General features: G+C 72.2%; 25 protein-coding genes, 1 pseudogene and 1 riboswitch. Of the genes and pseudogenes, 8 read left to right on the top strand and 18 right to left on the bottom strand.

The window, feature by feature from the left end; translation table 11 throughout:
* Positions 1-177 precede the first annotated feature (177 nt).
* Positions 178-621: a hypothetical protein gene (locus tag OG299_RS31855; protein WP_327363318.1), complete on the top strand. Its 444-nt coding sequence runs from the start codon at positions 178-180 to the stop codon at positions 619-621.
* A gap of 69 nt (positions 622-690) precedes the next feature.
* Here the strand turns inward: OG299_RS31855 and OG299_RS31850 are convergent, their stop codons facing one another.
* Positions 691-1791 (bottom strand): phosphotransferase family protein, encoded by a 1101-nt coding sequence (locus tag OG299_RS31850; RefSeq protein WP_327363317.1) that lies wholly within the window; start codon positions 1789-1791, stop codon positions 691-693.
* 65 nt (positions 1792-1856) lie between these two features.
* A complete protein-coding gene (locus OG299_RS31845; protein WP_327363316.1) occupies positions 1857-2990 on the bottom strand; it encodes an Rv3169 family protein in 1134 nt (377 codons plus the stop codon).
* A 232-nt stretch (positions 2991-3222) separates the two neighbouring features.
* Here OG299_RS31845 and OG299_RS31840 point away from each other — a divergent pair, with 232 nt between their 5' ends.
* Complete coding sequence (locus OG299_RS31840; protein WP_266631247.1) at positions 3223-3474, top strand: hypothetical protein; 252 nt, start codon at positions 3223-3225, stop codon at positions 3472-3474.
* A gap of 55 nt (positions 3475-3529) precedes the next feature.
* Here the strand turns inward: OG299_RS31840 and OG299_RS31835 are convergent, their stop codons facing one another.
* A complete protein-coding gene (locus OG299_RS31835) occupies positions 3530-4873 on the bottom strand; it encodes a helix-turn-helix transcriptional regulator (protein WP_327363315.1) in 1344 nt (447 codons plus the stop codon).
* 283 nt (positions 4874-5156) lie between these two features.
* On the opposite strand from OG299_RS31835, the gene OG299_RS31830 reads away from it, so the two are divergent.
* The 4 genes from OG299_RS31830 to OG299_RS31815 all read left to right on the top strand — a co-directional run bounded on the left by OG299_RS31830 (position 5157) and on the right by OG299_RS31815 (position 7741).
* Positions 5157-5435 carry a hypothetical protein gene (locus OG299_RS31830; RefSeq protein WP_327363314.1) on the top strand — a complete coding sequence of 93 codons (279 nt, stop codon included), beginning with the start codon at positions 5157-5159 and terminating at the stop codon, positions 5433-5435.
* Between the two features lie 172 nt (positions 5436-5607).
* The gene (locus tag OG299_RS31825; protein WP_266631241.1) at positions 5608-5868 is read left to right on the top strand and encodes a hypothetical protein; all 261 of its coding nucleotides are present in this window, start codon (positions 5608-5610) and stop codon (positions 5866-5868) included.
* A 50-nt stretch (positions 5869-5918) separates the two neighbouring features.
* Positions 5919-6791: a Crystal protein ET79 gene (locus tag OG299_RS31820; protein ID WP_266631239.1), complete on the top strand. Its 873-nt coding sequence runs from the start codon at positions 5919-5921 to the stop codon at positions 6789-6791.
* Positions 6792-6865: 74 nt separating this feature from the next.
* Positions 6866-7741, top strand: coding sequence for a ribosome-inactivating family protein (locus OG299_RS31815; RefSeq protein ID WP_327363313.1), 876 nt, complete (start codon positions 6866-6868; stop codon positions 7739-7741).
* 57 nt (positions 7742-7798) lie between these two features.
* On the opposite strand, the gene OG299_RS31810 is transcribed toward OG299_RS31815, so the two are convergent.
* The 5 genes and pseudogenes from OG299_RS31810 to OG299_RS31790 all read right to left on the bottom strand — a co-directional run bounded on the left by OG299_RS31810 (position 7799) and on the right by OG299_RS31790 (position 12450).
* Positions 7799-8971 carry an acyl-CoA dehydrogenase family protein gene (locus tag OG299_RS31810; RefSeq protein ID WP_266631236.1) on the bottom strand — a complete coding sequence of 391 codons (1173 nt, stop codon included), beginning with the start codon at positions 8969-8971 and terminating at the stop codon, positions 7799-7801.
* Positions 8972-9415: 444 nt separating this feature from the next.
* Positions 9416-9949, bottom strand: a pseudogene (locus OG299_RS31805) (TetR/AcrR family transcriptional regulator); the annotation flags it as partial.
* A gap of 262 nt (positions 9950-10211) precedes the next feature.
* Entirely contained in the window at positions 10212-10364 is a 153-nt protein-coding gene (locus OG299_RS31800) for an SCO1431 family membrane protein (RefSeq protein ID WP_266631235.1), read from the bottom strand.
* A 127-nt stretch (positions 10365-10491) separates the two neighbouring features.
* Entirely contained in the window at positions 10492-10920 is a 429-nt protein-coding gene (locus OG299_RS31795) for an SPW repeat protein (RefSeq protein WP_266631234.1), read from the bottom strand.
* A 96-nt stretch (positions 10921-11016) separates the two neighbouring features.
* Positions 11017-12450: a C39 family peptidase gene (locus tag OG299_RS31790; protein ID WP_327363312.1), complete on the bottom strand. Its 1434-nt coding sequence runs from the start codon at positions 12448-12450 to the stop codon at positions 11017-11019.
* 183 nt (positions 12451-12633) lie between these two features.
* On the opposite strand from OG299_RS31790, the gene OG299_RS31785 reads away from it, so the two are divergent.
* Positions 12634-13278 (top strand): uridine kinase family protein, encoded by a 645-nt coding sequence (locus OG299_RS31785; RefSeq protein ID WP_327363311.1) that lies wholly within the window; start codon positions 12634-12636, stop codon positions 13276-13278.
* 378 nt (positions 13279-13656) lie between these two features.
* Positions 13657-15603 carry an AAA family ATPase gene (locus OG299_RS31780; RefSeq protein WP_327363310.1) on the top strand — a complete coding sequence of 649 codons (1947 nt, stop codon included), beginning with the start codon at positions 13657-13659 and terminating at the stop codon, positions 15601-15603.
* A 39-nt stretch (positions 15604-15642) separates the two neighbouring features.
* Here the strand turns inward: OG299_RS31780 and OG299_RS31775 are convergent, their stop codons facing one another.
* The 10 genes from OG299_RS31775 to ribD all read right to left on the bottom strand — a co-directional run bounded on the left by OG299_RS31775 (position 15643) and on the right by ribD (position 24538).
* The gene (locus OG299_RS31775; RefSeq protein WP_266631228.1) at positions 15643-16716 is read right to left on the bottom strand and encodes a hemolysin family protein; all 1074 of its coding nucleotides are present in this window, start codon (positions 16714-16716) and stop codon (positions 15643-15645) included.
* Positions 16713-18182 (bottom strand): hemolysin family protein, encoded by a 1470-nt coding sequence (locus tag OG299_RS31770; protein WP_266631226.1) that lies wholly within the window; start codon positions 18180-18182, stop codon positions 16713-16715. The genes OG299_RS31775 and OG299_RS31770 overlap by 4 nt, the downstream gene beginning before the upstream one ends.
* A 286-nt stretch (positions 18183-18468) precedes the next feature.
* Positions 18469-18933, bottom strand: a complete 465-nt coding sequence (locus OG299_RS31765) for a PH domain-containing protein (protein ID WP_327363308.1) — start codon at positions 18931-18933, stop codon at positions 18469-18471.
* 122 nt (positions 18934-19055) lie between these two features.
* Positions 19056-19904: an ATP phosphoribosyltransferase gene (gene hisG / locus OG299_RS31760; RefSeq protein WP_266631222.1), complete on the bottom strand. Its 849-nt coding sequence runs from the start codon at positions 19902-19904 to the stop codon at positions 19056-19058.
* A gap of 75 nt (positions 19905-19979) precedes the next feature.
* Positions 19980-20261, bottom strand: coding sequence for a phosphoribosyl-ATP diphosphatase (locus tag OG299_RS31755; RefSeq protein WP_266631220.1), 282 nt, complete (start codon positions 20259-20261; stop codon positions 19980-19982).
* A 35-nt stretch (positions 20262-20296) separates the two neighbouring features.
* Positions 20297-20782 (bottom strand): 6,7-dimethyl-8-ribityllumazine synthase, encoded by a 486-nt coding sequence (gene ribH / locus OG299_RS31750; protein WP_266631219.1) that lies wholly within the window; start codon positions 20780-20782, stop codon positions 20297-20299.
* A gap of 77 nt (positions 20783-20859) precedes the next feature.
* The gene (locus OG299_RS31745) at positions 20860-22158 is read right to left on the bottom strand and encodes a bifunctional 3,4-dihydroxy-2-butanone-4-phosphate synthase/GTP cyclohydrolase II (protein ID WP_327363307.1); all 1299 of its coding nucleotides are present in this window, start codon (positions 22156-22158) and stop codon (positions 20860-20862) included.
* Positions 22155-22808, bottom strand: coding sequence for a nicotinamide mononucleotide transporter family protein (locus tag OG299_RS31740; RefSeq protein ID WP_266631215.1), 654 nt, complete (start codon positions 22806-22808; stop codon positions 22155-22157). Before OG299_RS31740 ends, OG299_RS31745 begins: the two co-directional genes overlap by 4 nt.
* Positions 22805-23443: a riboflavin synthase gene (locus OG299_RS31735; protein ID WP_266631213.1), complete on the bottom strand. Its 639-nt coding sequence runs from the start codon at positions 23441-23443 to the stop codon at positions 22805-22807. The genes OG299_RS31740 and OG299_RS31735 overlap by 4 nt, the downstream gene beginning before the upstream one ends.
* Positions 23444-24538 carry a bifunctional diaminohydroxyphosphoribosylaminopyrimidine deaminase/5-amino-6-(5-phosphoribosylamino)uracil reductase RibD gene (gene ribD / locus OG299_RS31730; RefSeq protein WP_327364632.1) on the bottom strand — a complete coding sequence of 365 codons (1095 nt, stop codon included), beginning with the start codon at positions 24536-24538 and terminating at the stop codon, positions 23444-23446.
* A gap of 233 nt (positions 24539-24771) precedes the next feature.
* A riboswitch (FMN riboswitch) is annotated at positions 24772-24901 on the bottom strand.
* Position 24902 lies beyond the last annotated feature (1 nt).

Genomic DNA, 24902 nt, shown 5'->3' with positions numbered 1-24902 from the left:
CGGCACAGTGCTGTCCGCCGACAAGTGGCACCTGCGGCGGGCATGTGACCAAGGCCACAAGGGTATGCAGGCGTACGCCGGGATGTTGTGGTTACTCGTGCCGCGCGGCGGGAAGTGCTTCGTGTGGCCGAGGCCGCAGAACCTGCCCGCCCGGCCCACCCAAGGGGGAGTACAACCATGCTGAACACCAAGCGCGCCGGTCGCACCGAACCGAAACCCGTGGATCCGAACGGAACCGGGTACGCGGACGACGGGGAGTACCTCGAAGACGCCGACGGGTTCGAGATCCACCACGCGATCTGCCCCGACTGCGGCCAGTCGATCGCCCTCGTCGCGGACGAGGAGTACCTGCCGGAGCACGCGCTCTGCCTGACCCCGTGGAACCCCTTCGGGCTCACGGTGTGCGCGGGCACGGGCCGCCCGGCGTCCGAGGCGCTGCCGACCGTGGGCATGGGCCTCGAGGAGCCCCAGGGGCTCGAGGTCGTGCTGCTGGACCTGCCGCAGGGTCTGGACTGGCGGACGCAGCCCTTCTCGCACGTCGGCGGTCCCGGTTCGCGTCCCGTGCGGATGCCGGCGCCGACGCTGCTGCCGCAGATGCGGCAGCACGCGCAGGCGGCCTGAGGACTTTCCCGGCCGGATCCACCGGATCCGGATGTGTCGGATGTGCCGGACGTGCCGTTTCGGCCGGATCTACCAGTACGTGCCCTGCACCATCGCCGCGAGGCTGGCGTGGTGCAGGATCAGGCCGTCCGGATCCGCCGGGACCTCGACCTCCCCGAAGTACGCCTGCCGGTAGGCGATCCGCAGCATCACGATCCCGTGCCGCAGGGCGGCGTACAGGGTGTGGAACTCCATGTCCCGCGGGGTGTGCCCGGTGAGTTCGGCGTACCGGCGCTCCAGGTCGGCGCGGCGCAGGAAGTCCGGCAGGCCGCCCTGGCCGAAGCCGACGGTCAGGTCCTGGAAGAAGCGGTGCAGGTAGACGGTCCAGCCGAGGTCGACCTCGCGCGGGGCGTACGCGGCCATCTCCCAGTCCAGGACGGCCACCGGCCGGAACCCGTCGGCCTCGTAGACGACGTTGCCGATGCGGGCGTCGCCCCAGTTGAGGACGGCAGGGCCCTCGTCGGCGGGCCACAGCTCCTCCAGCCGGTCGAACGCCCGCTCCAGCAGCGGGGACGGCGCGAGTCCGTCGACCACCCAGGCGTAATAGGCCCGTTGGGCGTCGACGTGGCGGCGCAGCGGGCTGCCCGCACCCTCGGGGAGGAGGAACTCGGCTTCCCCGGCGGGGAACTGGTCGTGCAGCCGGGCCAGCAGCGAGATGCTCGCCTCCTGGAGTACGGCGCGTTCGGAGTCGCTCGCGGCGTGCAGCCAGTTCCCCTCGTACGTGTAGGGCATGACGTCGGGCGGGACCCGGCCCTCGGCGCGGGCCATGACGAAGAAGGGCGCCCCGAGCGGCCCGGGGTCCTGTTCCAGCCACAGCACGCGCGGGACGGGCAGGTCGGTGTGGGCGCCGACCAGGCTCATCACCCGGTGCTGGCGGGGCATGTCGTACGTGGGGAACACGGTGTAGGCGGCCGGGTCGGCGGCCAGGCGCAGGGCGCAGGCGCGGACCGGGGTGTCGGGGTGCTCTATGTCGAAGAGCAGGGTCTCGCTGGACATGCCGTTGGATCCGGGGACGCGGATGCCTGTGATCTTCGCGCCGGGGAGCTCGGCGTCGAGCCAGGCGGCGAGGCGCCGGCCGAGTTCCTCGGGTTCGCGGGTGGAGGTGCGCGGGCGTGGTGCCGGTGCTGCCATGACTTCCCCTTTCTTCTGCTGGCTCTGGTGGGGGGCGCTGCCGGGTCGCCCCTTTCGGCCTACGCCTACGGGGCCACTGAGCCGTAGTCGGTGAAGCCGCTCGGGTCGTGGCGGCCGAAGCTGCCGTGTTCGAAGATGCCGAAGCCGGTCCGGCCGTCGAGGGTGAAGCGGGCGGAGTGGTCGGTGACGCCGAAGGCGGCCATGGGGTGGGCGGCGGGGTCGGAGAGGTCGTAGACGCGGCGGTCGGTCCAGCCGCGGCCCTGCCAGGTGCCGTGCTGCCAGTCGGCGGCGGGCGGGTAGCCGGCGCCGACGGCGAGCGGGGAGGAGTTGAGGATCTCGACGCCGAGTTCGAGGGGTTTGCGGGCCGGGTCGGCGAGGTGGACGACGGCGCTCTCGGGGTGGCGGGTGCCGGGTCGGTAGCGGATTTCGGTCTGCGGCCAGCCGAGCTGCACGTCGTGGCGGCCGCTGTCCTCGGGGAAGACCTGGACGGCCTCGTTCAGGGTGCGGTGCCCGTCGGCGTCCTCCTGGGCGATGACCATGACGAAGCGGTCCTCGAAGCGGACCGGGATCCAGAGCCAGTGGAAGCCCTCGGGCCGGTACTCCTCGGCGGCCCGGCCGCCGTCCTCGCCGGGTATGGGGCGCACGCCCCAGCTGCGGTCGCGGGTGCCGGTCCACTCGGCGGCGGTGAGGGTGTGCTCCTCGCCCTTGGCGCGGATGGTGCCGGTGACGTGCCCGGCCTGGACGAAGCGGCGGCCTTCGAGCATGAGGCGGTCGCCGCGCCGCTGGACGTGGTGGGGTTCCCAGACGGCGGGGAACTCGGCGGTCCAGGTGATGTCGTACGAGAGCCCGCCGGGGTCGGCGGGGTCGGCGTCGCACTGGAGGGTGATCCGCTTCAGGGGTTCGTCGACGATGATCCGCAGCGGGCCGACGGAGAGGTTCATGCGGTCGTCGGTGAGGGCGTCGGAGGCGCGGACGGCGAGGAGTTCGTCGCCGGTGCGCAGGGTGGCGTAGGCGTCGATGACCCCGGCGTTCGGGTATACGCCGAGACCGAGGATGAGGACGGCCCGGCCGGCGTGGTCGAAGACGTGGAAGATGCAGCGGTCGTAGGCGTTCCGGTCGCCGCTGACGAGGTGCTTCATCGACAACGGGGCCTGGTGGACGGGGTATTCGTCGAGGGGTACGGGTCGGTCCGCGGGCATGGCAAACCTCCTGGGCGGGGCGGTGGCGCGGGGTGCGGGGCCGCGGGGCGCGGCGTCGGCTCGAGCGGATATGACGGTACGTCAGAAACTGCGCCCGGGGCCAGACTTCTGTCACTCCCTGACAGCCCGGCACGTCTGGCCACTTCGGGGGCGGGCGCGGCGGGGACACCTCGAACGGATACCCGGAGCGCAGTGACGATTACTCGTTGGTCGGCTGGCGCGTTGGCGCTGCATGACCACGCTCGAAACCCCTGGGGCAAGAACGGGACGGCGGCGGCGGACGACGCCGCAGCCCGACTACGAAGAATCGGTTCCGCGCCACGAAGAATCGGTTCAGCAGCGGCATCCGGACCCCCCGATCTACCGTGCGCTGCTGGCCCACTGGGCCGCCGAGGAACGTACCCTGCCGGGCAGCCGCGATCCGGAGTGGTCCCGGGTCGCCACCTCCCCGATCTGGCCGGACGGCCCGCTCTACGGAAATTGAACCGCCGTGCCGTGCAGCAGGTCCGTCGAGTTTCGTGTCGCGGCGGGCCATTACGTCACGGGGCGTCCGGAGCCCGGCGGGACTTGAGCCGGGCCCGATAGGCGCGGGAGCGGCAAGGCGCCGAGCAGTAGCGGGGCGGACGGCCCTGCCGGTGGGGAGCAGCGGAGGGGAGCGGGCAGTCGCAGCCGAGGCAGCGCGAGTCGGGCCCGGGGCCGGGCCCGGCCTCGGTCTCGGTCTCGGTGCCGGTCTCGGTGCCGGTCTCGGTGCCGGTCTCGGTGCCGGTCTCGATCCCGGTCTCGATCCCGGCCTCGGTGCCGGTCTCGGTGCCGGTCTCGGTGCCGGTCTCGGCCTCGGCTTCAGTCCCGGTCCCGGGCTTCTCGGGGTCCGGTCGTGGAGCCGGTACGGAAGCAGCCGGCGCTTCCGGGACGGGTGCTGCCTGCGCGGGCTCCGCCAGGGCGGCGACCGGGTGGCCGGTCAGGCCGTTCCGTTCCGCGATCACGCCCGCTTGGAAGCGGCTGTGCGCCCCGAGCCCGTCAAGGAGTTCGGAGACATGGCGTCGACAGGTCCGCGGGGAGACCCCGAGCCGCCGCGCGATGGACTCGTCCTTGAGCCCCTTGGCGAGCAGCACCAGGATGCTCCGCTTCATGGCCTCCGAGATGCCGTGGGCGGCCTGGGGGCCGGTCGCGAAGGGGGTGGCGTTCGCCCAGTCGCGCCGGAAGACGTCCAGCAGGTAGCCGATCAGGTCGGGCTCGCGGATGACCAGCGCACCGCCGGACCGGGCGGGCAGCAGGGCGAGCTGGCCGTCGACCAGGATCATCTGCGGGAGCACCTCGGGCAGCGTACGGATCTCCGCGCCGGCGGCGATGAGCTGCTCGGCGTGCACCCGGGTCGCCTGGTCGAAGCGGGTGGCGTGCTGGTAGAGGCTGTGCAACCGGACGCCCCGGGCCAGCAGGGCCAGGTCCCGGGGCAGCGCCTCGCGCAGCGCGGCCGGCGGGAAGGAGCCTCCGTGCTTGGAGACCAGGACCTCGCTGCGGCAGGTGTCGATGACCTCGGTGAGCAGCGCGCGGACCGCGAACTGGTCGGGCAGGTGGTCGATCGTGCCCTCGGGGAAGGTGTCCCGGCGGGCTTGGAGATAGACGGGGACCAGAGCACTGAATCCGTCGCGCTGCCGCTGGAGTTGTTCCCGCTGCTCCCGCAAGGCCGCCTCGTGGGCCCGTAACGCGGTCTCCTTCTCGGCGAGGACCTGCGCGCCGGCCGACTGCGGGCTCACGGCCCGCCAGCCCGCGGCGGAGCCGACTTCTCCCCCGTCGTCGCCGGGCAGGGCCTGGAACAGGTACACCGCCGCGAGTTGCGCGATCGCCTCTCTGCATGCCCGTTCGCTCAAGCCGGTCTCGGCCACGGCGCTTGGCAGCGTCGCGGGTGTGAGCCGCCCGTGGACGAGGGTCCACCGGTACAGCAGAGTCGCCGGTTCATCGAGCCGAGGTATGCCTGATCCCGCATCCGCGCCCATTTCCACCGCTTGCCTCCTAAAGATGCATGGCCCTCACATGATCCCTTCCAGGCCTGCCGGGTGCCAGCGACTCCCTGGCAGAGTCGTTCTCGTAAGCGGCGGAACAGGCCGGAACCGGTCGAACCGGCGCCAATGCCATCCCCCGATACCCTTGTCTGACAGAGGAGTTGTCGTGATCGTGAACACCGTGCGACTGACGGCGGGACTGGCCGTCGGGGCCTGCCTGTGGCTGGGCGGAGCCGCCGTCTCCGGCCACGGCGCTGACGCGCTCGGTGGCCCGGCCGACTCCGGCACCCGGGTCACGGCGGACTCCGGACCCCCCGGCGGAACCGGCGAGGGCAATGGACACGGCAACGGCAACGGCAACGGTCATGGACATCACGGCGACGACCACTGCCCCGTGACCACGGCGTGGGGCAACGCCTACTGCCCCGGCAAGCCGCTGAACTGAACCACCCGGGAGACCGGGTGCGGGGGCGGCGGACACCATCCGCCGCCGGTTGGGCGGTTGCGGGCCCGACCCCAGTCTCCTTGTCCTTCCTCCTCCTTCTCTCCTCTTTCCGCCCTCCTCGATGAGCCCGGCGCGCCGCGGCGCGATGAGGCATGCCCGAAAGGAATTCCCCATGAGATCTGCCACCACCGCGGTGAGGCGGCGCCGCTCGCTCGCCGTCGCCCTCTGCGCGGCCACGAGCCTGCTGGTCGGCGTCAGCGGCGCGGCGACCGCCCAGGCCGCCACGTCCGGTTACCGCGAGCCCGGCGGGACGTACCCGTCGTTCTCGCAGTGCATCCAGGCCGGCTCGCTGAGCGTCGCGCTCGGCCTGTACAGCCGCTACGAGTGCAACCCGTCCTGGAACGACCAGTACCAGCTGTGGTACGTCGACTGATCCGCTCGCCGCTCCGTGCCTTCACTCGACGACTCGAAGGGATTCACCCCATGCAGCTGACCCGTTCCGCGGCCCGGTGGGCCACGGCGTTCACCGCCGTCGCCTCGCTGGCGGCGGGTGCCACCGCGCTCGCTCCCGCAGCCCTGGCCGCGCCGGCCGCCGGCCCGTCGCCCGTCGCGGCGTCCTCGGCCCGCAGTACGGACGTCGTCTTCAGCAACAGCACCAGCCAGCAGCTGACCCGGGTCAGCTCCTCCCTGCCCCACGGGTGCTGGAACAACGACTCCCTGCCGCCGGACTACATCGCCAAGGGCATCACCGCCTCCTGGGGCAGCCGCTCGTGCGGCATGCTCACCGGGACGGAGGGTTACACCACCTATCGGGTCACGGCGACCGGCGAGCAGATCAAGATCCACTGGAACAACCCGTACACCGGCTCGAACAGTTACAACTGTGATGTGCCGAGCGGCTACACCTGCTCCCGCAGCGGTGGGGGCGGCGACAACGCCACCGTCAGTTTCACGCTGACCGGCGGCCCCGCGGCGTTCAAGGCCCAGGCCGCCTCGACGGAGGTGACGGCCCAGGCCGCCCGCAGCACCGTCGTCAGGGTGATCAACAACAGCGGCACGCTGCTCGCCAGGACCGGTGCCGGACTGTCCCACGGCATCTGGACCGGCAACAACCTTCCGCCGTCGCTGATCAACCCCGGTGCCGCCGCCACGTGGGAGAGCGAGTCGGAGGGCGTCATGACCGGAACCGAGGGCTACGCGAACTACACGATGGCGGGCGGCGGCACGGTCTCCATCCGCTGGGACAACCCCTTCTCGGGCAGCAACAAGTACCAGTGCAACGTCCCCGCGCCGCACCGCTGCACGACCTCGGGTGGAGGCGGCGACAACGCCTTCGTCACCTTCGCCGTGAACTGATGGCTGCACCTGCACCTGCACCGATACCGGCTCCGGCCGAGACCGACGACCGCCCTCACGTACGAAGGACTCCGATGCGCAAGACCCTGCCCGCAGCCCTCCTCGGCCTCGCCCTGCTCGGCGCCGCCGCTCCCGCCTCCCAGGCCTCCACCGAAGCACCGCCCGCACTGCCCGCCGCCCAGCCCGCGACGATCCAGCAGGCGCAGCTCGACTGGAATCTGTCCGGCAACCAGCGTGAAGCCGCCGCCGAATACACCCGCTTCATCCGCTCGCTGCACGAGAGGGCCGGCACCATCCTCCGGGGTCACGGCGACAACACCGTGTGGCAGACGAACGCCGGCAACGACATCATCGAGGTGATCGTCGCCCTGCCGGAGGGCCGTCGGCTCAGCCTCTACCTGACCACCCAGAACCTGTACCTGCGCGGTTTTGCGACCGCCGGCGGCGGCGGTCCGGTCTTCCAGTTCACCGACCCGACGTACGACCTCGGTCACCAGCTCGGCCGCAATGCGGTCAACCTCGGCTACAGCGGCAGCTACGGCAACAGCAACGGGAATCAGGGCCTGCAGGTGGGCGACGCCGCCAACAGGACCCTGGCGATCAGCCTGGCCGGGCTGCAAGGCCAGTTCCAGACGCTGTGGCGGCATGCGGCCGACGGCAACCAGAACCAGAACTCCGTGCGAAACGCCTTGGTCCACGCGATCGCCGCGATCGGCGAGGGGACCCGATTTCGCAATATCGAGGGCACCGTGCGCGCAGGGATCGCCTCGGGCGCGACCATCACCGCGCAGGAAGCCGGCGAAGAGAACCAGTGGGGACCGGGCTCCACCTACATGCTCAACGAAACGGCCCGTCCGGGCGCGGGCGGCTCGTTCAATCTCGGCGGTACCAACCTCCGCGGCTTCGGCGACATGTCCCGTTACATCTCGATGGTCAAGCGCCCCGGGTGATGGTGATGGCGCGGGGCTGCTCCGGCCTGAGCCGGCGCAGCCCCGTCGCCGTCGCCGTCAGCGGGACTCGGGGCCCGCCAGGTGGCGGGCGATGACCATGCGCTGGATCTGGTTCGTGCCCTCGACGATCTGGAGGACCTTCGCCTCGCGCATCAGCCGCTCCACCGGGAAGTCCGCGGTGTAGCCGTAGCCGCCGAGGACCTGGACCGCGTCCGTGGTGACGGCCATGGCGGCGTCCGTGCAGAACAGCTTGGCCATCGCCGCCTGGCGGGAGAACGGCTTGCCCGCGTCACGCAGTCGCGCCGCCGCCAGGTACAGCGCCCGGCCGGCCTCGATCTTGGTCGCCATGTCGGCGAGCATGAAGCGCAGGCCCTGGAAGTCCGCGATGGGGTGCCCGAACTGCTTGCGGTCCAGGGCGTACGCCAGGGCCTCGTCCAGGGCGGCCTGCGCGACGCCGATGGCGCAGGCGGCGATGCCCAGGCGGCCCGCGTCCAGGGCGGCCAGCGCGATGGTGAAGCCCTGGCCCTCCTCGCCGATGCGGCGCGTGTCCGGGACGCGGACCCCGTCGAAGTGCAGCTGGGCGGTGGGCGAGCCCTTCATGCCCATCTTCTTCTCGGGGACGGCGGCCGTCAGTCCCTCCGCGTCGCCCGGCACCAGGAAGGCGGTGATGCCCTTGGGGCCCTCGCCGCCGGTGCGCGCGAGGACGGTGTAGAAGTCGGCGACCCCGCCGTGGGTGATCCAGGCCTTGGTGCCGGTGATGACCCAGTCTTCGCCGTCGCGCACGGCCTTGGTGGTCAGCGAGGCGGCGTCGGAGCCCGAGGCGGGCTCGGACAGGCAGTACGCGCCGAGCAGGCCGCCGCCGAGCATGGCCGGCAGGTGGGCCTTCTGCTGCTCCTCGGAGCCGTATCCGGCCAGGCCGTGGCAGGACAGGGAGTGCACGCTGACGCCGAGCCCGACGGTCAGGCGGGCCGCCGCGAGCTCCTCGAGGACCTGGAGGTAGACCTCGTACGGCTGCTCGCCGCCGCCGTACTCGCCCGCGTACGGGAGACCGAGCAGGCCGGCTTCGGACAGGAGGGTGAAGATCGCACGCGGGAACGTGCCGGCGTCCTCCTCGTCGGCGGCCACGGGGCGGATCTCCCGCTGGGCGATCTCTCGTACGAGCGCGAGGAGGTCCCGGGACTCCTCGGTGGGCAGCTGACGGTCCACCGGCTGCGGGGCGCGGTCAGTCATGGCGGCGCTCTCCTCCCTCATAGGGCACGGCGGCGACGCGTGAGGTGTGGGACGCGCCACCGGGTCTCGGTGCTCTCACAGCCGATACTGCCCTCCCGGATCACGGAAGGGGCAGTTCAGTGGCTGCGGCGGCTTGAGTATGCCCGATCAGGAGCGTCCCGTCACCGGGGCAAGATCACCGGCCGTCTCGAACGCCTCTTCGGGAAGGGGCGGCGGCGGACACTCCGGGACGAACTCCCCGATCACCGTCAGCGTCGCGCGCAGCTGGCGCACGAGCAGGGCGCCGAGCCGGGCCCGGTCGGGCTGCGGCGACGCGGCTTCAGCGTCGGGTTCCGCGTCAGGTTCGACGTCGGTCTCCACGCCGGCCTCGGCGCCGGGGTCCGCCTCGGCGTTCGCACCCGCACCGGGGGTGACAGCGTTGTCGGAGGCGTCCGCAGCGGCGGCATCCGCAGGGGCGGCCAGGCCCCCGATCCACTCCAGGGTGGTCCCCTCGACCGCCGACAGCCAGCCCACGAGCGCGAGCCGGGCGATCGGAGGGATGGTGCGGCGCCCGTACGCGCCTTCGGCGATGGTGGCCACCAGCTCCTCGCGGACCGCGTCGCGGATCGCGAGCACCTCGGCGTCGGAGCCGACTCCCCCGGTGACGATGGTCCGGTAGGCGGCCTGGTGGTGTTCGGCGTAGGACAGGTAGCCGTCGATGGTGCGGCGCACCCGCTCGACGTTGGGCAGGTCCGGCTCGCCGGCGGCGCGGGCGACGAGCTCGCAGACCGAGTCCTCGACGATGGCGAGGTAGTAGCCGCGCTTGCTCTTGAAGTAGTAGTAGATCAACCCCTTGGCGACGCCCGCCTGTTTGGCGATGTCGTCCATGGAGAGCGCGTCGTACGAGGTATCGGCGAACAACTTGCGCCCGATTGCTATGAGTTCGGCCCTGCGGACCTGCGAACGCCCGGTCGCACCACGCTGTTGACTATTATTCAAATTCGGCCCTAGCCTCGAACTGCCACAGGATGCCCGCAGTATGGCAGACCTGCCTCGTGCACTTCCCTGCGCACCGGACGACGCGTACGGGAGGCACATCCATGAGCACGGACGAGGCCGGCAAGGGCCGTCCGGTCGCACTGCCGGGCAGCGTAGAGGCCCCGCTCTCACCGACATCTGCCCGTCCGCCGAGGTGGACACCCCCGTGGGCAAGGTGGTCTTCGAGCTTCGGCACGGCGCAGATCGGCCGGGGCGCCTCGGGTCAGAGCCAGCCGACCTGGGTGACGAACATGGCGACGACGACCACCAGCGTCCAGCCGAGCACGTGCTCCAGCCACTTGGAGTGATCCTTCGGGCCGCCCGTGCGGACGAGGTTCCGGGCGCGGGAGGCGAGGGCGGAGCTGTATGCGGTCATGTCGTCCAATGTGACAGCGTTTGCGGCTTTCGCGGTAGAGACGCTCGCCATTCGTGGCGCGCATCACGTCCCGGACACGCCACCGGGCCCCGGCCGGCTTGCGGTCGGGGCCCGGCGCGTACGGAGGTCAGCCGGAGGCGGTGCGGTTGCTGCCCGCCATGCCCGCCATGGCCAGGGCGAGGCACAGGGCGACGCCGCCGGTGATCACGTTGCTGACCACGGTGCGGGTCGTGCTGACATCGCCGGCGATGACCCACGGAGCCACGATCGTCCAGGCTCCGATCGCGACCGCCGTCCAGGCCATCGCGTGGGTGCGTTCATAAGCGGAGCCGAGTCCGCTCATGCACAGGCAGTACGCCAGGCCGGCGATCAGGTTGTTGATCGCCAGCGAGCTGAGGCCGCTGAACCCGGCGATCCACGGCGAGGCCGCCAGGTAGAGGCCCGTGATGAGGGCCAGCGCCTCCACACCCTGCGCGGCGGGGGTGCTGGTGACCCGCTCGAACCGCGAGCGCATCTCGGCGAGGTCGGGGTGGTGTTCGATGCTGTGGGTGGTCATGGCGGGCCGCCTCCTGTAGAAGCCTTTATGTGCCCTTTATGGCTTTATATTCCGCTTATCTGCGCCCCGGGTCAACGGGAAGTTCCGACGCGCGGATCACAGCACTCCCACCGTCCGCAGGGCCGCGATCTGGGCGAGGCTCGGGCGGGCCGGGGCGTACAGGTAGCAGATCCCTCCGGAGCCGGTGACGGTCTTTCCGGCGGCGTTGTGGCGCTTGGTGCGCAGCCAGACGTCCTCCCATTCGCGCCGCTTGTAGACCCGTCGGACGGCCGTGTCGTCGCGCGAGTTCGGGTCGTTGGCGACCACGTCCCCGGCCGCGGTGAAGCCGATGACGGTCATCAGGTGGCCGGCGGTGCCATAGCCCGCGCCCGTGAGCTCCTCGGTGCGGAAGGACTGCGAGGTGATCACCGGGATGCCCGACCGGACCAGCGTCTCCAGGTCGGCGAGGGAGCGGAGCCGGGTGACGACCCCGGCGAGCCCGCTGTAGGTGGCGGCGTACGCGGCGTTGAAGGGCCAGTTGCCGCAGCCCTTGTAGGCGCTGTCGTACGTGGAGCGGGCCGCGTGGCAGACCTGCGGGTCGGCGTAGCGGGAATCGACCCAGGCCAGGTCCGCGGCCGCGGGCTTGCGGCCCCAGTACTCGACGACCATCTGGGAGGAGGTGGGGCTGCACCAGGCCTCGCCGCCGTTGTCGTACTGGGGGTACTGGCCGGTGTGGATCTCCTGCGAGTAGCGCGGGACCTTCAGCTCGTGTGCCGTGCCCGAGGGGGCGGAGGCGGGGACGGTGAACCGGTCCGGGACGTCGGAGACCATGGCCCCGGCCAGCCACACCGTCGGGCCCTGGGCGGTGCCCGGCTTGCGGTGGAGGGTCAGGCGCAGCTGCCAGTCCGTGATGCGTACGCCGTTCGCCCGCGCGGGGGCGTCGACGGCCAGGGTGTCGGTCCACACGGTGGAGGTGCCGTCGGTCTGGCCGTCCACGGAGGTGCGCCGGATGTCGCCGTCGCCGGAGGCCCAGCGGCCCAGTACGTACCAGGGGGTGGTGGCGCCGGAGCCGTAGGTGGCGCGCAGTTCGATCTGGATCCAGGTGCCGGCCGGGGTGTGGGCGTTCCAGGAGGCGATGGTCTCGGTGCCGGGCACGGCGGAGCGGTGCACCGGGGAGGTCCAGGCGGCGTACTCCCAGGTGCCCTTCTTCCCGGTGTGCGGGTCGGTGTACTCGGTGCGGCCGGCCGGGGCCTCGATCACCAGGCCGGGGCGGTCGCCGGCGAGGGCGGCGGTGCCCTGGTGGGTGCCGGCCAGCCAGTGGGCGTACGCGTACCAGAACCGGTTGTCGACCGTCCCGCCGGCGGCGGCTGCGGCGGGCGCCGCTTCGGCCGGTGCGCCTTCGGCCGGCGTGCCGTCGGCGGCTCCCGTTTCGGCCTGCGGGCCGCCGCCGTGCGCTCCGGCCGCCGAAGCCCTGCCGCCGGGGACGGTGGCCGCGGTGGCCGCTGCGACGGCGAGGGCCAGCAGGGCCCTGCGTGGTGTGGGTGCGGTCATCGGCGTGGCCCCCAGGGGTCGGTGCGGTGGGTCGGCTCCTCCACCCTTCCAGTTCCCGCCCACCGGGCGGCGAAGCCCGGCCCCGTGTCGGGGGTGACGCGGGGCCCCGGGCCCGGGGCCCCGGGCCCGGGGCGGCCGGGGCCCGGCGGGGGTTGCCCGCTCCGGGGGCCATACGCTGGCCGGGTGGAGCCTCAGCAGTCACTTCAGTCACTTCAGTCACTCGCGCGCGAGCTCGCCGCCCTGCCGCCCTCCCTCGGCCCGGTCCGGCTGATCGGGATCGACGGGCACGCCGGATCCGGGAAGAGCACGTTCGCCGGGCGGCTCGCCGAGGCGCTGGGCGGGGTGCCGGTGCTGCACCTGGACGACGTGGCCACCCACGAGGAGCTGTTCGGCTGGCCGGAGCGGCTGCGCGCGCAGGTGCTGGAGCCGCTGGCCGCCGGGCGGGCGGCCCACTGGGCCCCGTACGACTGGGTGGAGCGCCGGTTCGGCCCGGAGCGGGTGCTGGAGCCGGTACCGGTGCTGCTGATCGAGGGGGTCGGCGCCGGCCGGCGGGCGCTGCGCCCGCATCTGGCGCGGCTGCTGTGGATGGAGACACCGCGCGCGCAGTCCTGGGGGCGTGGGCGAAATCGGGACGGGCGTGAACTTTCCGACTTCTGGGACGGATGGGAGCGCGCGGAGCTCGCGCACTTCTCGGATGATCCTTCACGCCCCTTCGCCGACACTTTGGTACGCGAGAGCAGTACGGGATACGAGTGGACTTCCGGGACGGATGCGACCGCCGGAAGGACCACTTCCGTCACCGGGGGTGACGGACTCCCCCGGGCCTGAGCCGCTCCGGAAAACCGCTTGCGCGGGCCTGCACCGACTTGCTTGACCTGGGCCCCGCACCGGCCTTACGTTCTGAATGCGCGGTCTTTCCAGGCCGCAGCGGACGCGAAGCCCCCGATTGTTCCCCCGTGATCGGGGGCTTCGTTCTGCCCCCGCCCGGCTCGGAGCCGGCGCCACAGGGGCCCGACCTCCCCGAAACCTTCACCCTGAGTCACCTTGCGCGCCGCCGGAACCCGGCCGACCGGTGCCCGCCGCACCCTACGTATGGTGCGTAGCCGCAGGTACGATGCATCCCTGATTTCATCGGCGCAGTGGACAACTCGCGGGCGCGACGCGGGGGTTGCTGTGCACCACGGGGGCAGGCTTGTGGGGGATGTGATGGATTTCGGCACGCCGGGCACGCACGCCCCGGCCGAACTCGCCTGGCTGCGCGGGGTGGACGCCTGCACGATGGGCGCCTATCCGCAGGCCGAGGAGGAGTTCCGGGCGGCCGTACGACTGGATCCCTCGATGGCCGACGCATGGCTGGGCCTGCACGCGCTCCGGGTGGACACCACGAACGCCTTATTGCGCATGTACGCCCACCGCGACCGCTTCGGCGAACAGCGGGCCCGCCACCGGCGGACGCTGAACTCCTGGTACTGGCTCGGCTGGTGGGTACAGCCCGTCCTGGAGAGCCGGCGCGACCTCCTGCTGGCCCACGCCTCGCACTGGCTGGACGGCCGGCACGTCCCCGAGCTGGACCAGGCGCTGGCCGCACTGCCGCCGGTGGACACCGATGCGCAGGTGCGGTTCCTGCACGCCTGCCGGGCCTACCTGGTCAAGGACTGGGAGCAGCTCGTGCGGCACACCGAGCCGCTGGTGGACGATCCGCTGCTGGGGATCGAGGCGGGCCTGTTCGGCGGGATGGCCCGGGTCCGCCTCGAGACGTACGGGCAGGCCGAGCCGATGCTGTCGGCGGCGCTGATGCGCTGCCGCAGCGAGCAGCCGCAGCGCAAGGAGCTGCGGTACTGGCTGGCGCGGGCGCACGAGGGGACCGGGCGCAGCGCGGCGGCGCTGCCGCTGTACCGGGCGGTGCACCGGGTGGACCCGGCGTTCATGGACACGGCGGCCCGGCTGACGGCGATCGAGGACAGCGACTACGTCGACGGGGCCGACGGATACGCCGGGTACGCCGCGTCCGGCTACGAGGGGTACGCCGGGCACGATCTCTCGCCGGTCGGCGGGGATTTCGCGGCGGTGGCCCTCGGCGGCGGCCCCGTCCAGGACATCGCGGCGGACGGGCAGGTGGAGCCGGACCCGCTGATCGTGCCGGAGCCGGATCCACGGTTCGGGGCTCCGGGTACGGGCACGGGCCGGGCGGAAGGCGTACGCCGCAAGGTGGCGGTTCCGCCGCAGACCGCGCCAGGGGGGCTGCCGGCCGGGCCGGCCGATCCGGCGCTGCTCGCCGAGGCGCTCGCGGAGCTGGAGCGGATGGTGGGCCTGGAGCCGGTGAAGCGGCAGGTGAAGGCGCTCTCGGCGCAGCTGCACATGGCCCGGCTGCGGGCCGGGCAGGGCCTGCCGGTGCAGCCCCCGAAGCGGCACTTCGTGTTCTCCGGGCCCTCGGGCACGGGCAAGACGACCGTGGCGCGGATCCTGGGCCGGGTGTTCTACGCGCTGGGGCTGCTGGGCGGGGACCATCTGGTGGAGGCACAACGGGCGGACCTGGTCGGCGAGTTCCTCGGGCAGACCGCCGTGAAGGCGAACGAGCTGATCGATTCCGCGATCGGCGGGGTGCTGTTCGTGGACGAGGCGTACAGCCTCTCCAACACCGGCTACAGCAAGGGCGACGCGTACGGGGACGAGGCCCTGCAGGTGCTGCTGAAGCGGGCCGAGGACAACCGGGACCACCTGGTGGTGATCCTGGCCGGCTATCCGGCGGGGATGGACCGGCTGCTGGCCGCCAATCCGGGGCTGTCCTCGCGGTTCACCACCCGGGTGGACTTCCCCAGCTACCGGCCGCTGGAACTGACCGCGATCGGCGGGGTGCTGGCGGACGCGAACGGGGACTGCTGGGACGAGGAGGCCTTCGAGGAGCTGCGCAGCATCAGCGGGCACGTGGTGGAGCAGGGCTGGATCGACGAGCTGGGCAACGGCCGCTTCCTGCGCACCCTGTACGAGAAGAGCTGCGCGTACCGGGATCTGCGGCTGGCGGGGTTCCCCGGCGAGCCCTCCCGGGACGACCTGTCGACGCTGCGGCTGCCCGACCTGATGCAGGCGTACGGGGAGGTCCTGTCGGGCCGGGGCCCGCAGGACCGCGACCGCCCGGAGCCGCCGCCGCTGTAGCGCCGCCGCCCTGCAGGGGTTCTGCAGGGCGGCGGCGGCTCACACTCCGGCGGGGCTGATCTGGCGGGGGCCGGGCCGGCGGGCCGGGATGCGGTGCGCGGGGTCGCGTACCTCGCCCACGAGCATCTCCAGTACGTCCTCCAGGGCGACCAGGCCGAGCACCCGGCCGGCCGGGTCGGCGACCTGGGCCAGATGGGTGGCGTCCCGGCGCATGACGCTGAGCGCGTCGTCCAGCGGGAGGGTGGCGGACAGGGTGGGCATGCGGCGCCAGACCCGCTGGGGCACGGCCCGTTCCCGGTCCTCGAGGTCCAGCACGTCCTTGACGTGCAGGTAGCCCATGAAGGCGCCGTTCTCGGAGCGGACGGGGAAGCGGGAGTACCCGGTGCGGACCGTCAGCTGCTCGATCTGCCGCGGGGTCGCCGAGGGGGCGACCGTGACGAGCCGCTCCCGGGAGAGCAGGACGTCGGTGACCGGGCGGCTGCCCAGTTCCAGGGCGTCTTCGAGGCGCTCCTGCTCGCCCGGCTCCAGGAGCCCGGCCTGCCGGGAGTCCTCGACGAGCCGGCCGAGCTGGGCGCTGGTGTAGACGGCCTCGACCTCGTCCTTGGGCTCCACCTTGAAGAGGCGGAGCACCAGGTGCGCGCAGGAGCCCAGCGCGCTGGTGACGGGGCCGCACAGCCGGGCGAAGGCCACCAGGCCCGGGCTGAACCAGAGGGCGGTCTTCTCGGGCGCGGCCATGGCGAGGTTCTTGGGCACCATCTCGCCGATGACCAGGTGCAGGAAGACGACGGCGGCGAGCGCCACCGCGTAGCCGAGCGGGTGGATCATGCCCTGCGGGACGTGCGCCGCGTGGAAGAGCGGCTCCAGCAGGCGGGCCATCGTCGGCTCGGCGACCGCGCCGAGGGTCAGGGAGCAGACGGTGATGCCGAACTGGGCCGCGGCCATCATCCGCGGCAGGTTCTCCAGGCCGTACAGCACCTGGCGGGCCCGCTTGGACTCCTTGGCCAGTGGCTCGATCTGGCTGCGCCGTACGGAGACGAGTGCGAACTCGGCGCCGACGAAGAAACCGTTGGCCAGGACCAGGAGCAGGGCGAAGAGCAGTTGGAGGGCGTTCATCGGCCGGCGCCTTCCAGCTGGGCCGACTGGGCCGGCTGCGGTGACCGGGCGTCCGGGGAGGCCTGCCGGCCCGGCCCGGTGCGTACGGGGTCGGCCGCGTCGATGCGGACGGTGGCGCGGGCGGCCTCGGGGCCGGTCCCGTGGGCGGCGGGGACGGTGCCCAGCCGGACCAGCCGGACGCGTTCGGCGCGGTTGCGGCCGACCTGGCGGACGGACAGCCTCCAGCCGGGCAGTTCGGCACGGTCCCCGGGGGCGGGGATCCGGCCGAGCAGATCGGCGACGAGACCGGCGACGGTCTCGTAGGGGCCTTCGGGCACCTCCAGGCCTATCCGGCGCAGGGTCTGGACGCGGCAGCTGCCGTCGGCCTCCCAGGAGGGGCGGCCGTCCTCGGCGGGCACGGCGGCCAGTTCGGGGCCTTCGTCCTCGGCGAGGTCGTGCTCGTCGCGGACCTCGCCGACGAGCTCCTCCACGATGTCCTCCAGGGTGACGACCCCGGCGGTGCCGCCGTACTCGTCGACGACCACGGCCATCGGCTGCTCGCTGCGCAGCCGCTCCAGCAGCGGCTGCACCGGCAGCGAGCCGGGCACCAGCAGCGGGGCGACGCAGATCCGGCTCACGGTGGTGCGGGCGCGCTCGGACTCGGGCACGGCGAGGGCGTCCTTGAGGTGGACGACCCCGGTGACCTCGTCGATGCGCTCCCGGTAGACCGGGAAGCGGGACAGCCCGGTGGCGCGGGTCAGGTTGAGCACGTCGGCCGCGGTGGCCGTGTGCTGGAGGGCGCTGACCTTCACCCGGGGGGTCATGACGTGCTGGGCCGTGAGCTCGCCCAGCGAGAGGGTCCGTACGAAGAGGTCGGCGGTGTCCTGTTCCAGGGCGCCGGCCTGGGCCGAATGGCGGACCAGGGAAACCAGTTCGCCGGGGGTGCGGGCGGAGGCCATCTCCTCGGCCGGTTCCACGCCGAGCGCCCGCACGAGGCGGTTGGCTACGGCGTTGAGGCCGGCGATGACCGGCCGGAAGGCACGGGAGAAGACCTGCTGCGGGCCGGCCACGAACCGGGCCACCTGCAGCGGCCGGGAGACGGCCCAGTTCTTCGGGACGAGCTCGCCGACGACCATCTGGACGGCGGAGGCGAGCAGCATGCCCAGGAAGACGGCGATGCCGGAGACGGCTCCCGCGGGCAGGCCGGTCGCCGCGAGCGGCCCGGCCAGCAGTCCGGCGAGGGCCGGTTCGGCGAGCATGCCGACCACGAGTGAGGTGATGGTGATGCCGAGCTGGGTGCCGGAGAGCTGGAAGGACAGCTCCCGCAGGGCCTCGACCACCGTGCGGGCACGGCGGTCGCCGTCGGCTGCGGCGCGTTCGGCCTCGGGTCGTTCCACGGTGACGAGGCCGAACTCGGCCGCCACGAAGAAGCCGTTGGCGAGGATCAGGGCGAATGCCGCCACGAGCAGGAGTAGCGGGATGGTCATGCCGCCGCCTCCGTGGGGAGGGCGGCGCGGGTACTACCGGACGATCCGTCCATTGCTGGAGGGAGTCACTCCTCAAGTCGCAGGTTCCCCCGGACCTCGGGGTCCCGGGGCCGGTGGGAGGGCGCACAGGTGCGCCCCGCCACCAGGGTAGTCACTGAGATCGCCGCCGCAATGGGACGCAGCGGTCGGCTGCGGCTCCGGTGCTTCGTACGGGAGCCGCTCAAGGCCCGTTCAGGGGCCGTTCGATGGATGTTCGACATCCGTTCCAGGTCCGCGCGGCCGCGGCTCAGTGCTCGTGCGGCCCGGTTCCCCGGGCCTCGGCGAGCGCGCGCAGGGCGCGGGCGTCGCCGATCGCCTGCTGCTTGGCCACTCCGGGCTGGATGCCGAGGGCGGGCAGGCTCGTGCCGTCGCTGAGGTCCAGGAACACCCACGGGTCGCCCGGGCGGAGGTTCACGCGCAGGATCTGCGCCCACTCCAGGCGGCGGGTGCTGGTCAGGTTGACGACGGTGACGCCCGCCTCGTCCGCGACCACCTTGGGGCGGCTGAGCAGCACGAGTACGGAGGTCAGCAGGACGGCGGTGAAGATGAAGCTCATCCGTTCCCCCGGCCCGAGGTTCTCCAGCAGGAGGGCGATCGCCGTGATGGTGGCGAACATGGCGAGCCCGACGCCCAGCAGGACGGCCCGGGTGCGGGTCGGCCGGAAGGTGACCGGCAGGGCGGGCGGTACGGGCTGGGCGGCGGACTCGGCCATGATGCTGGTGATGCCTTCTGCAGGGGGCGTACGGATCGGAAGGACGTAGGGGGGTGTCTTGTGGGTCGGGCCGGATCAGGGACGCCGCGAGCCCGGCCTGACCCACAAGACGCCCCCCAGGGTCAGAGGCGGCAGGCGTGGATCGAGGTGGTGAGGATCGCGCGCGCGCCGAGCTCGTACAGGTCGTCCATGATCCGCTGCGCCTCCTTGGCCGGGACCATCGCGCGGACGGCGACCCAGCCCTCGTTGTGCAGCGGGGAGACGGTCGGCGATTCCAGGCCCGGGGTGAGGGCGACGGCGCGCTCGAGGTGCTCGGCGCGGCAGTCGTAGTCCATCATCACGTAGCTGCGGGCCACCAGGACGCCCTGGAGGCGGCGCAGGAACTGCTGGGCCTGCGGGTTGTCGGCGTCGGCGCCGTTGCCGCGGATGACCACGGCCTCGGAGGTGAGGATCGGCTCGCCGATGACCTCGAGGCCGGCGTTGCGCAGGCTGGTGCCGGTCTCGACGACGTCCGCGATGATCTGGGCGACGCCCAGCTGGATGGCGGTCTCGACCGCGCCGTCGAGGTGCACGACGGAGGCGTCGATGCCCTGTTCGGCGAGGTGCTTGGCGACGATTCCCTCGTACGAGGTCGCGATCGTCATCCCGGTGAAGTCCTCGGGGCCCTTCGCGGTGCCGGGCTTGGTGGCGTAGCGGAAGGTGGAGCGGCCGAAGTTCAACGGGAGGATCTCCTCCGCGCCGGCGCCGGAGTCGAGCAGCAGGTCACGGCCGGTGATGCCGATGTCGAGCTTGCCCGAGGCCACGTAGATCGCGATGTCCTTGGGGCGCAGGTAGAAGAACTCCACCCCGTTGTCGGGGTCGAGGACCACGAGCTCCTTGGACTCCTTGCGCTGGCGGTAGCCGGCCTCATGGAGCATCGCCGACGCCGCTCCGGAGAGTGAACCCTTGTTGGGGACGGCGATGCGCAGCATGGGGCTTCCTTCAGTGCGTGGTTGCGAAAGGTGTGGGTGGGCGGCGGGCGGGGGACCCGCGGGACGGGCTCCGGCCTAGAGGTGCGCGTAGACGTCGTCGAGGGAGATCCCGCGCGCGACCATCATCACCTGGACGTGGTACAGCAGCTGGGAGATCTCCTCGGCGGCGGCTTCCTTGCCCTCGTGCTCGGCGGCCATCCAGACCTCGGCGGCCTCCTCGACGATCTTCTTGCCGATGGCATGGACGCCCTTGCCGACGAGCTCGGCGGTCCGGGAGGTGCTGGGGTCGCCGTTGGCGGCCTTGAGCTGGAGCTCGGTGAAGAGCTCTTCGAAACTCTTGGAGGGTGTGTTCGCCATGATGGTCCTCAGAATACGGGGTCCCCCGCCGCCACTCAGCGCCAGGGTTCGCTGACGGACCGCAGGGTCGCAGCGGTGGAGACGGCGGCGATGACCGCTTCGTGTCCCTTGTCCTCGTTCGACCCCTCGAGCCCGGCACGGTCCAGTGCCTGCTCGTCGTTGTCGCACGTCAGGACGCCGAAGCCGATGGGGACTCCGGTGTCGATCGACACCTGTACCAGGCCTTGGGTGACGCCCTGGCAGACGTAGTCGAAGTGCGGGGTGCCGCCGCGGATGACGACTCCGAGGGCGACGATGGCATCGTAACCGCGACCGGCGAGTACCTTCGCCACGACCGGGAGCTCGAAGCTGCCGGGGACGCGGAGCACGGTGGGCTCGTCGATGCCCAGCTCGTGCAGGGCGCGCAGGGCGCCGTCGACGAGCCCGTCCATGACCTTCTCGTGCCACTGGGCCGCGACGACCGCGACCCGGAGGTCTCCGCAGTTCCTGACACTCAGTTCGGGTGCGCCCTTGCCGCTCACAGCTGTGCTCCTCGGTTCTTCGTGGTTCGTGGTTCGTGGTGTGTGCTGGGTGTGTGCTGGTGGTGGTTCGTACGTACTTACTGGTTGCCGCAGGTGGTGGCGGTCACGGCCCGGTCCAGCCAGGGCAGGTCGTGGCCCATCCGGTCCCGCTTCGTGCGCAGGTACCGCAGATTGTGCTCCCCGGCTTCCGTGGGCATGGCCACCCGGTCGTTGACCGCGATGCCGTGCCGTACGAGGGCGGCGGACTTGTCGGGGTTGTTGGTCAGCAGCCGGACGCTCTTGACGCCGAGGTCGGCGAGGATCTGCGCGCCGGCGGCGTAGTCGCGGGCGTCGGCGGGCAGGCCGAGTTCCAGGTTGGCGTCCAGGGTGTCGCGGCCGCGCTCCTGGAGCTCGTACGCGCGCAGCTTGGACACCAGTCCGATGCCGCGGCCCTCGTGGCCGCGCAGGTAGACGACCACGCCGCGGCCCGTCTCCTTGATGCGGGCCATGGAGGCGTGCAGCTGGGGGCCGCAGTCGCAGCGCAGCGACTGGAAGATGTCGCCGGTCAGGCACTCGGAGTGGACTCTGACCACGACGTCCTGGCCGTCGCCGATCTCGCCGTGGACGAGGGCGACGTGCTCGACGCCGTCGACGGTGGAGCGGTAGCCGTACGCCGTGAAGTCGCCGTGGGCGGTCGGCAGGGTGACCTCGGCCTCGCGGCGCACGGTCGGCTCGGCGGAGCGGCGGTAGGCGATCAGGTCCTCGATGGAGATGATCGTCAGGCCGTGCTTGCGGGCGAAGGGGATCAGCTCGGGCAGGCGCAGCATGACGCCGTCCTCGCCGGCGATCTCCACGATCGCCCCGACGGGGCGCAGGCCCGCGAGGCGGGCGAGGTCGACGGCGGCCTCGGTGTGGCCGTTGCGGACCAGGACGCCGCCGGGCTTGGCGCGCAGCGGGAAGACGTGGCCGGGGCGGACGAAGTCCGAGGGCTCGCAGACACCGTCGGCGAGCATCCGCAGGGTGGTGGAGCGGTCGGCGGCCGAGATGCCGGTGGTGACGCCGTGGGCGGCGCTCGCGTCGACCGAGACGGTGAAGGCGGTCTTCATCGACTCGGTGTTGTTCTGGACCATCTGGGGCAGCTCGAGCCGCTCCAGCTCGGGGCCTTCCATGGGCGCGCAGATCAGGCCGCGGCACTCGCTCATCATGAAGGCGACGATCTCGGGGGTGGCCTTCTCGGCGGCGATGACGAGGTCGCCCTCGTTCTCGCGGTCCTCGTCGTCGACGACCACGACCGGCCGGCCGGCCGCGATGTCGCGGACGGCCTGCTCGACGGGGTCGAGCCGGAAGACGGCGTCGAGGACGGCGTCGATGTCGGGCACGGGCTTGAGGGAGGTCATGCCGTTGCTCCTTCCAGGGCCGGGGCGGGGTTGGTGCGCGAACGCTGGTACCAGTCGTGGGCGCCCCAGAGGACGAGCGCGAAGTAGACGACGTAGACGAGGCCGGAGAAGGCCAGTCCGTTGGTGAAGGCGAGCGGGACGCCGACCAGGTCGACGAGGAGCCAGGCGAACCAGAACTCGACGAGGCCGCGGGCCTGGGCGACCATCGCGACGATCGTGCCGACGAAGATGTAGGCGTCGGCCCACGGGCTCCAGGACAGGTCCGGGAAGAGCGTGAACAGGCCGCCGACGGCGAGGGTGCCGAGGGCCGCTCCGGCGAGGAGCAGTCCGCGCTCGGTCCAGCTCGCGGTGCGCACGGCGAGGGTGCCGTCCTGGGCCTGCTTGCGGCCGAGCTGCCAGGCGCGCCAGCCCCATGCGGCCACGCCGATGACGAGGAGCTGCTTGCCGACGCCGCCGGCGAGGTGGGCGGAGGCGTAGGCGGCTATGAGGATCAGGCCGGACAGGAGCTGGGCGGGCCAGGTCCATATGGAGCGGCGCCAGCCGAGGGCGAGGGCGGCCAGGCCCATCAGGTTGCCGATCATGTCGGACCAGATGACCTTCTGGCCGAAGACCGCGAAGGCCTCGGCGTTGAGCCAGGTCAGGGCGCTCACCGGTCGGCCTCCTTGCCTTCGTCGGGGGTCGCGGTCAGGGGGTTCACACCGGCGGCGAGCAGGCGCTCGACGTACTTCGCGAGGACGTCGACCTCGAGGTTGACCGGGTCGCCGGGCTGCTTGATGCCGAGCGTGGTCAGCGCGAGGGTGGTGGGGATGAGGCTGATGGTGAAGTAGTCGGCGGCGGCTTCGACCACGGTGAGGCTGACGCCGTCGACCGTGATGGAGCCCTTCTCGACGACGTACCGGGACAGGTGCGCGGGGAGCGCGACCTTGACGATCTCCCAGTGCTCGGAGGGCGTCCGGGAGAGGATCTCGCCGGTGCCGTCCACGTGCCCCTGGACCAGGTGTCCGCCGAGCCGTCCGCCGAGGGCCATCGGGCGCTCCAGGTTGACCCGGGAGCCCTTCTCGAGGGCGCCGAGGCTGGAGCGGTTCAGGGTCTCCTGCATGACGTCGGCGGTGAACTCGCCTTCGGCGGTCTCCACGACGGTCAGGCAGACGCCGTTGACGGCGATGGAGTCGCCGTGCTTGGCGCCGTCGGTGACGACGGGGCCGCGCAGGCGGAAGCGGGAGGCCTCGGCGAGCTGCTCGACGGCGGTGACCTCGCCCAGTTCTTCGACGATTCCGGTGAACACTCAGTGCTCCTTGGTGGCGGTGGTGGGGGCGGCTTCGGGTACTGCGGTGATTTCGGGTACTGCGGTGATGCGGAGATCGGTGCCGACGCGGACGGCCTCGGTGATGTCGAGGCGTACCGCGTGGGCGATGTTCGTGATGCCGGCGTCGGCGAGGGCGGCGGGGCCGGAGCCGAGGAGGGCCGGGGCGAGGTAGCCGATGACCCGGTCGACGGCTCCGGCCTCGAGGAAGGCTCCGGCCAGGGTGGGGCCGCCTTCGAGGAGGACGGAGCGCACGCCGCGGGCGTACAGCCGGTCGAGCAGGTCGTGGACGGCGATGCGGCCGCCGTGCAGGGGCAGCCGGAGCAGGTCGACTCCGGGCAGGTGCCGGGTGTCGGCGTCCTCGCCGGTGACGAGCAGCGTGGGTGCGGCGTCGTCGAGGATGCGGGCGGTCGGCAGGAGGCCGGCGCGGGTGTCGAGGGCGACGCGCAGCGGCTGGGTGGCCCCCGCGATGCCCCGTACGGCCAGGTGGGGGTCGTCCTCGCGCAGGGTGCCGCCGCCGACGAGGACGGCGTCGGCCTCGGCGCGCAGCCGGTGGACGTCGGCGCGGGACTCCGGGCCGGTGATCCATCGACTGCTGCCGTCCGCGGCGGCGCTGCGGCCGTCGAGGGTGGCCGCGTACTTCCAGGTCACGTGCGGGCGGCCGAGGCGTACGGAGGTGAGCCAGGCCGCGTTGCCGGCCGCGGCCTCGGCCTCCAGGAGCCCGCCCTCGGCCTTGACCCCGGCGGTGCGCAGGGTGTCGCAGCCGCCGCTGGCCTGCGGGTTCGGGTCTGCGACGGCGTAGAGGACGCGGCTGACGCCGGCCTCGACGAGCGCCTGGGCGCAGGGCCCCGTACGACCGGTGTGGTTGCAGGGTTCGAGGGTGACGTAGGCGGTGCCTCCGCGGGCGGCCTCGCCGGCGGCGTGCAGGGCGTGGACCTCGGCGTGCGGGCCGCCGGCCCGCTCGTGCCAGCCCTCGCCGACGACGGTGCCCGCGGCGTCCGTGATGACGCAGCCGACGACCGGGTTGGGGCTGGTGGAGCCGAGGCCGCGGGCGGCGAGCTCGATGGCGCGGCGCATGGCCTGCGTGTCGGCATCGGCATCGCCGACGACGTGCGGTGCGTTCGCGGCGTGGTTCGCCACCGGGTCCTCCTGCCTCTGTCGGGCACGGACTCCGGGGCCTGTCGGGATACGACAGATGAAGCGGTTCAGCACACACGGGGACGCCGAGGCCGAAAAAACGGTCCGCACGGACGTATCCGCAGGGGATACGCCGATGAACCGCCGACGGCGGCGTACCGGTGACTGGCCCGCCGCGCACTGCCTCCCATCCGGACTTTCACCGTCGGTCCAGGAATTTCACCTGGTCAACCGGCCGCTGGCTGCGGACGGGTCGCGGACTATACCGCCGGTTCGGAATTACACCGACCCCGGAGTGCGCTGC

The sequence above is a fragment of the Streptomyces sp. NBC_01296 genome (assembly GCF_035984415.1).
In the GTDB taxonomy this organism is placed as follows: Bacteria; Actinomycetota; Actinomycetes; order Streptomycetales; family Streptomycetaceae; genus Streptomyces.
The sequence above is the reverse complement of the archived record's forward strand: the minus strand, read 5'-3'. Positions and strand labels throughout refer to the sequence as shown.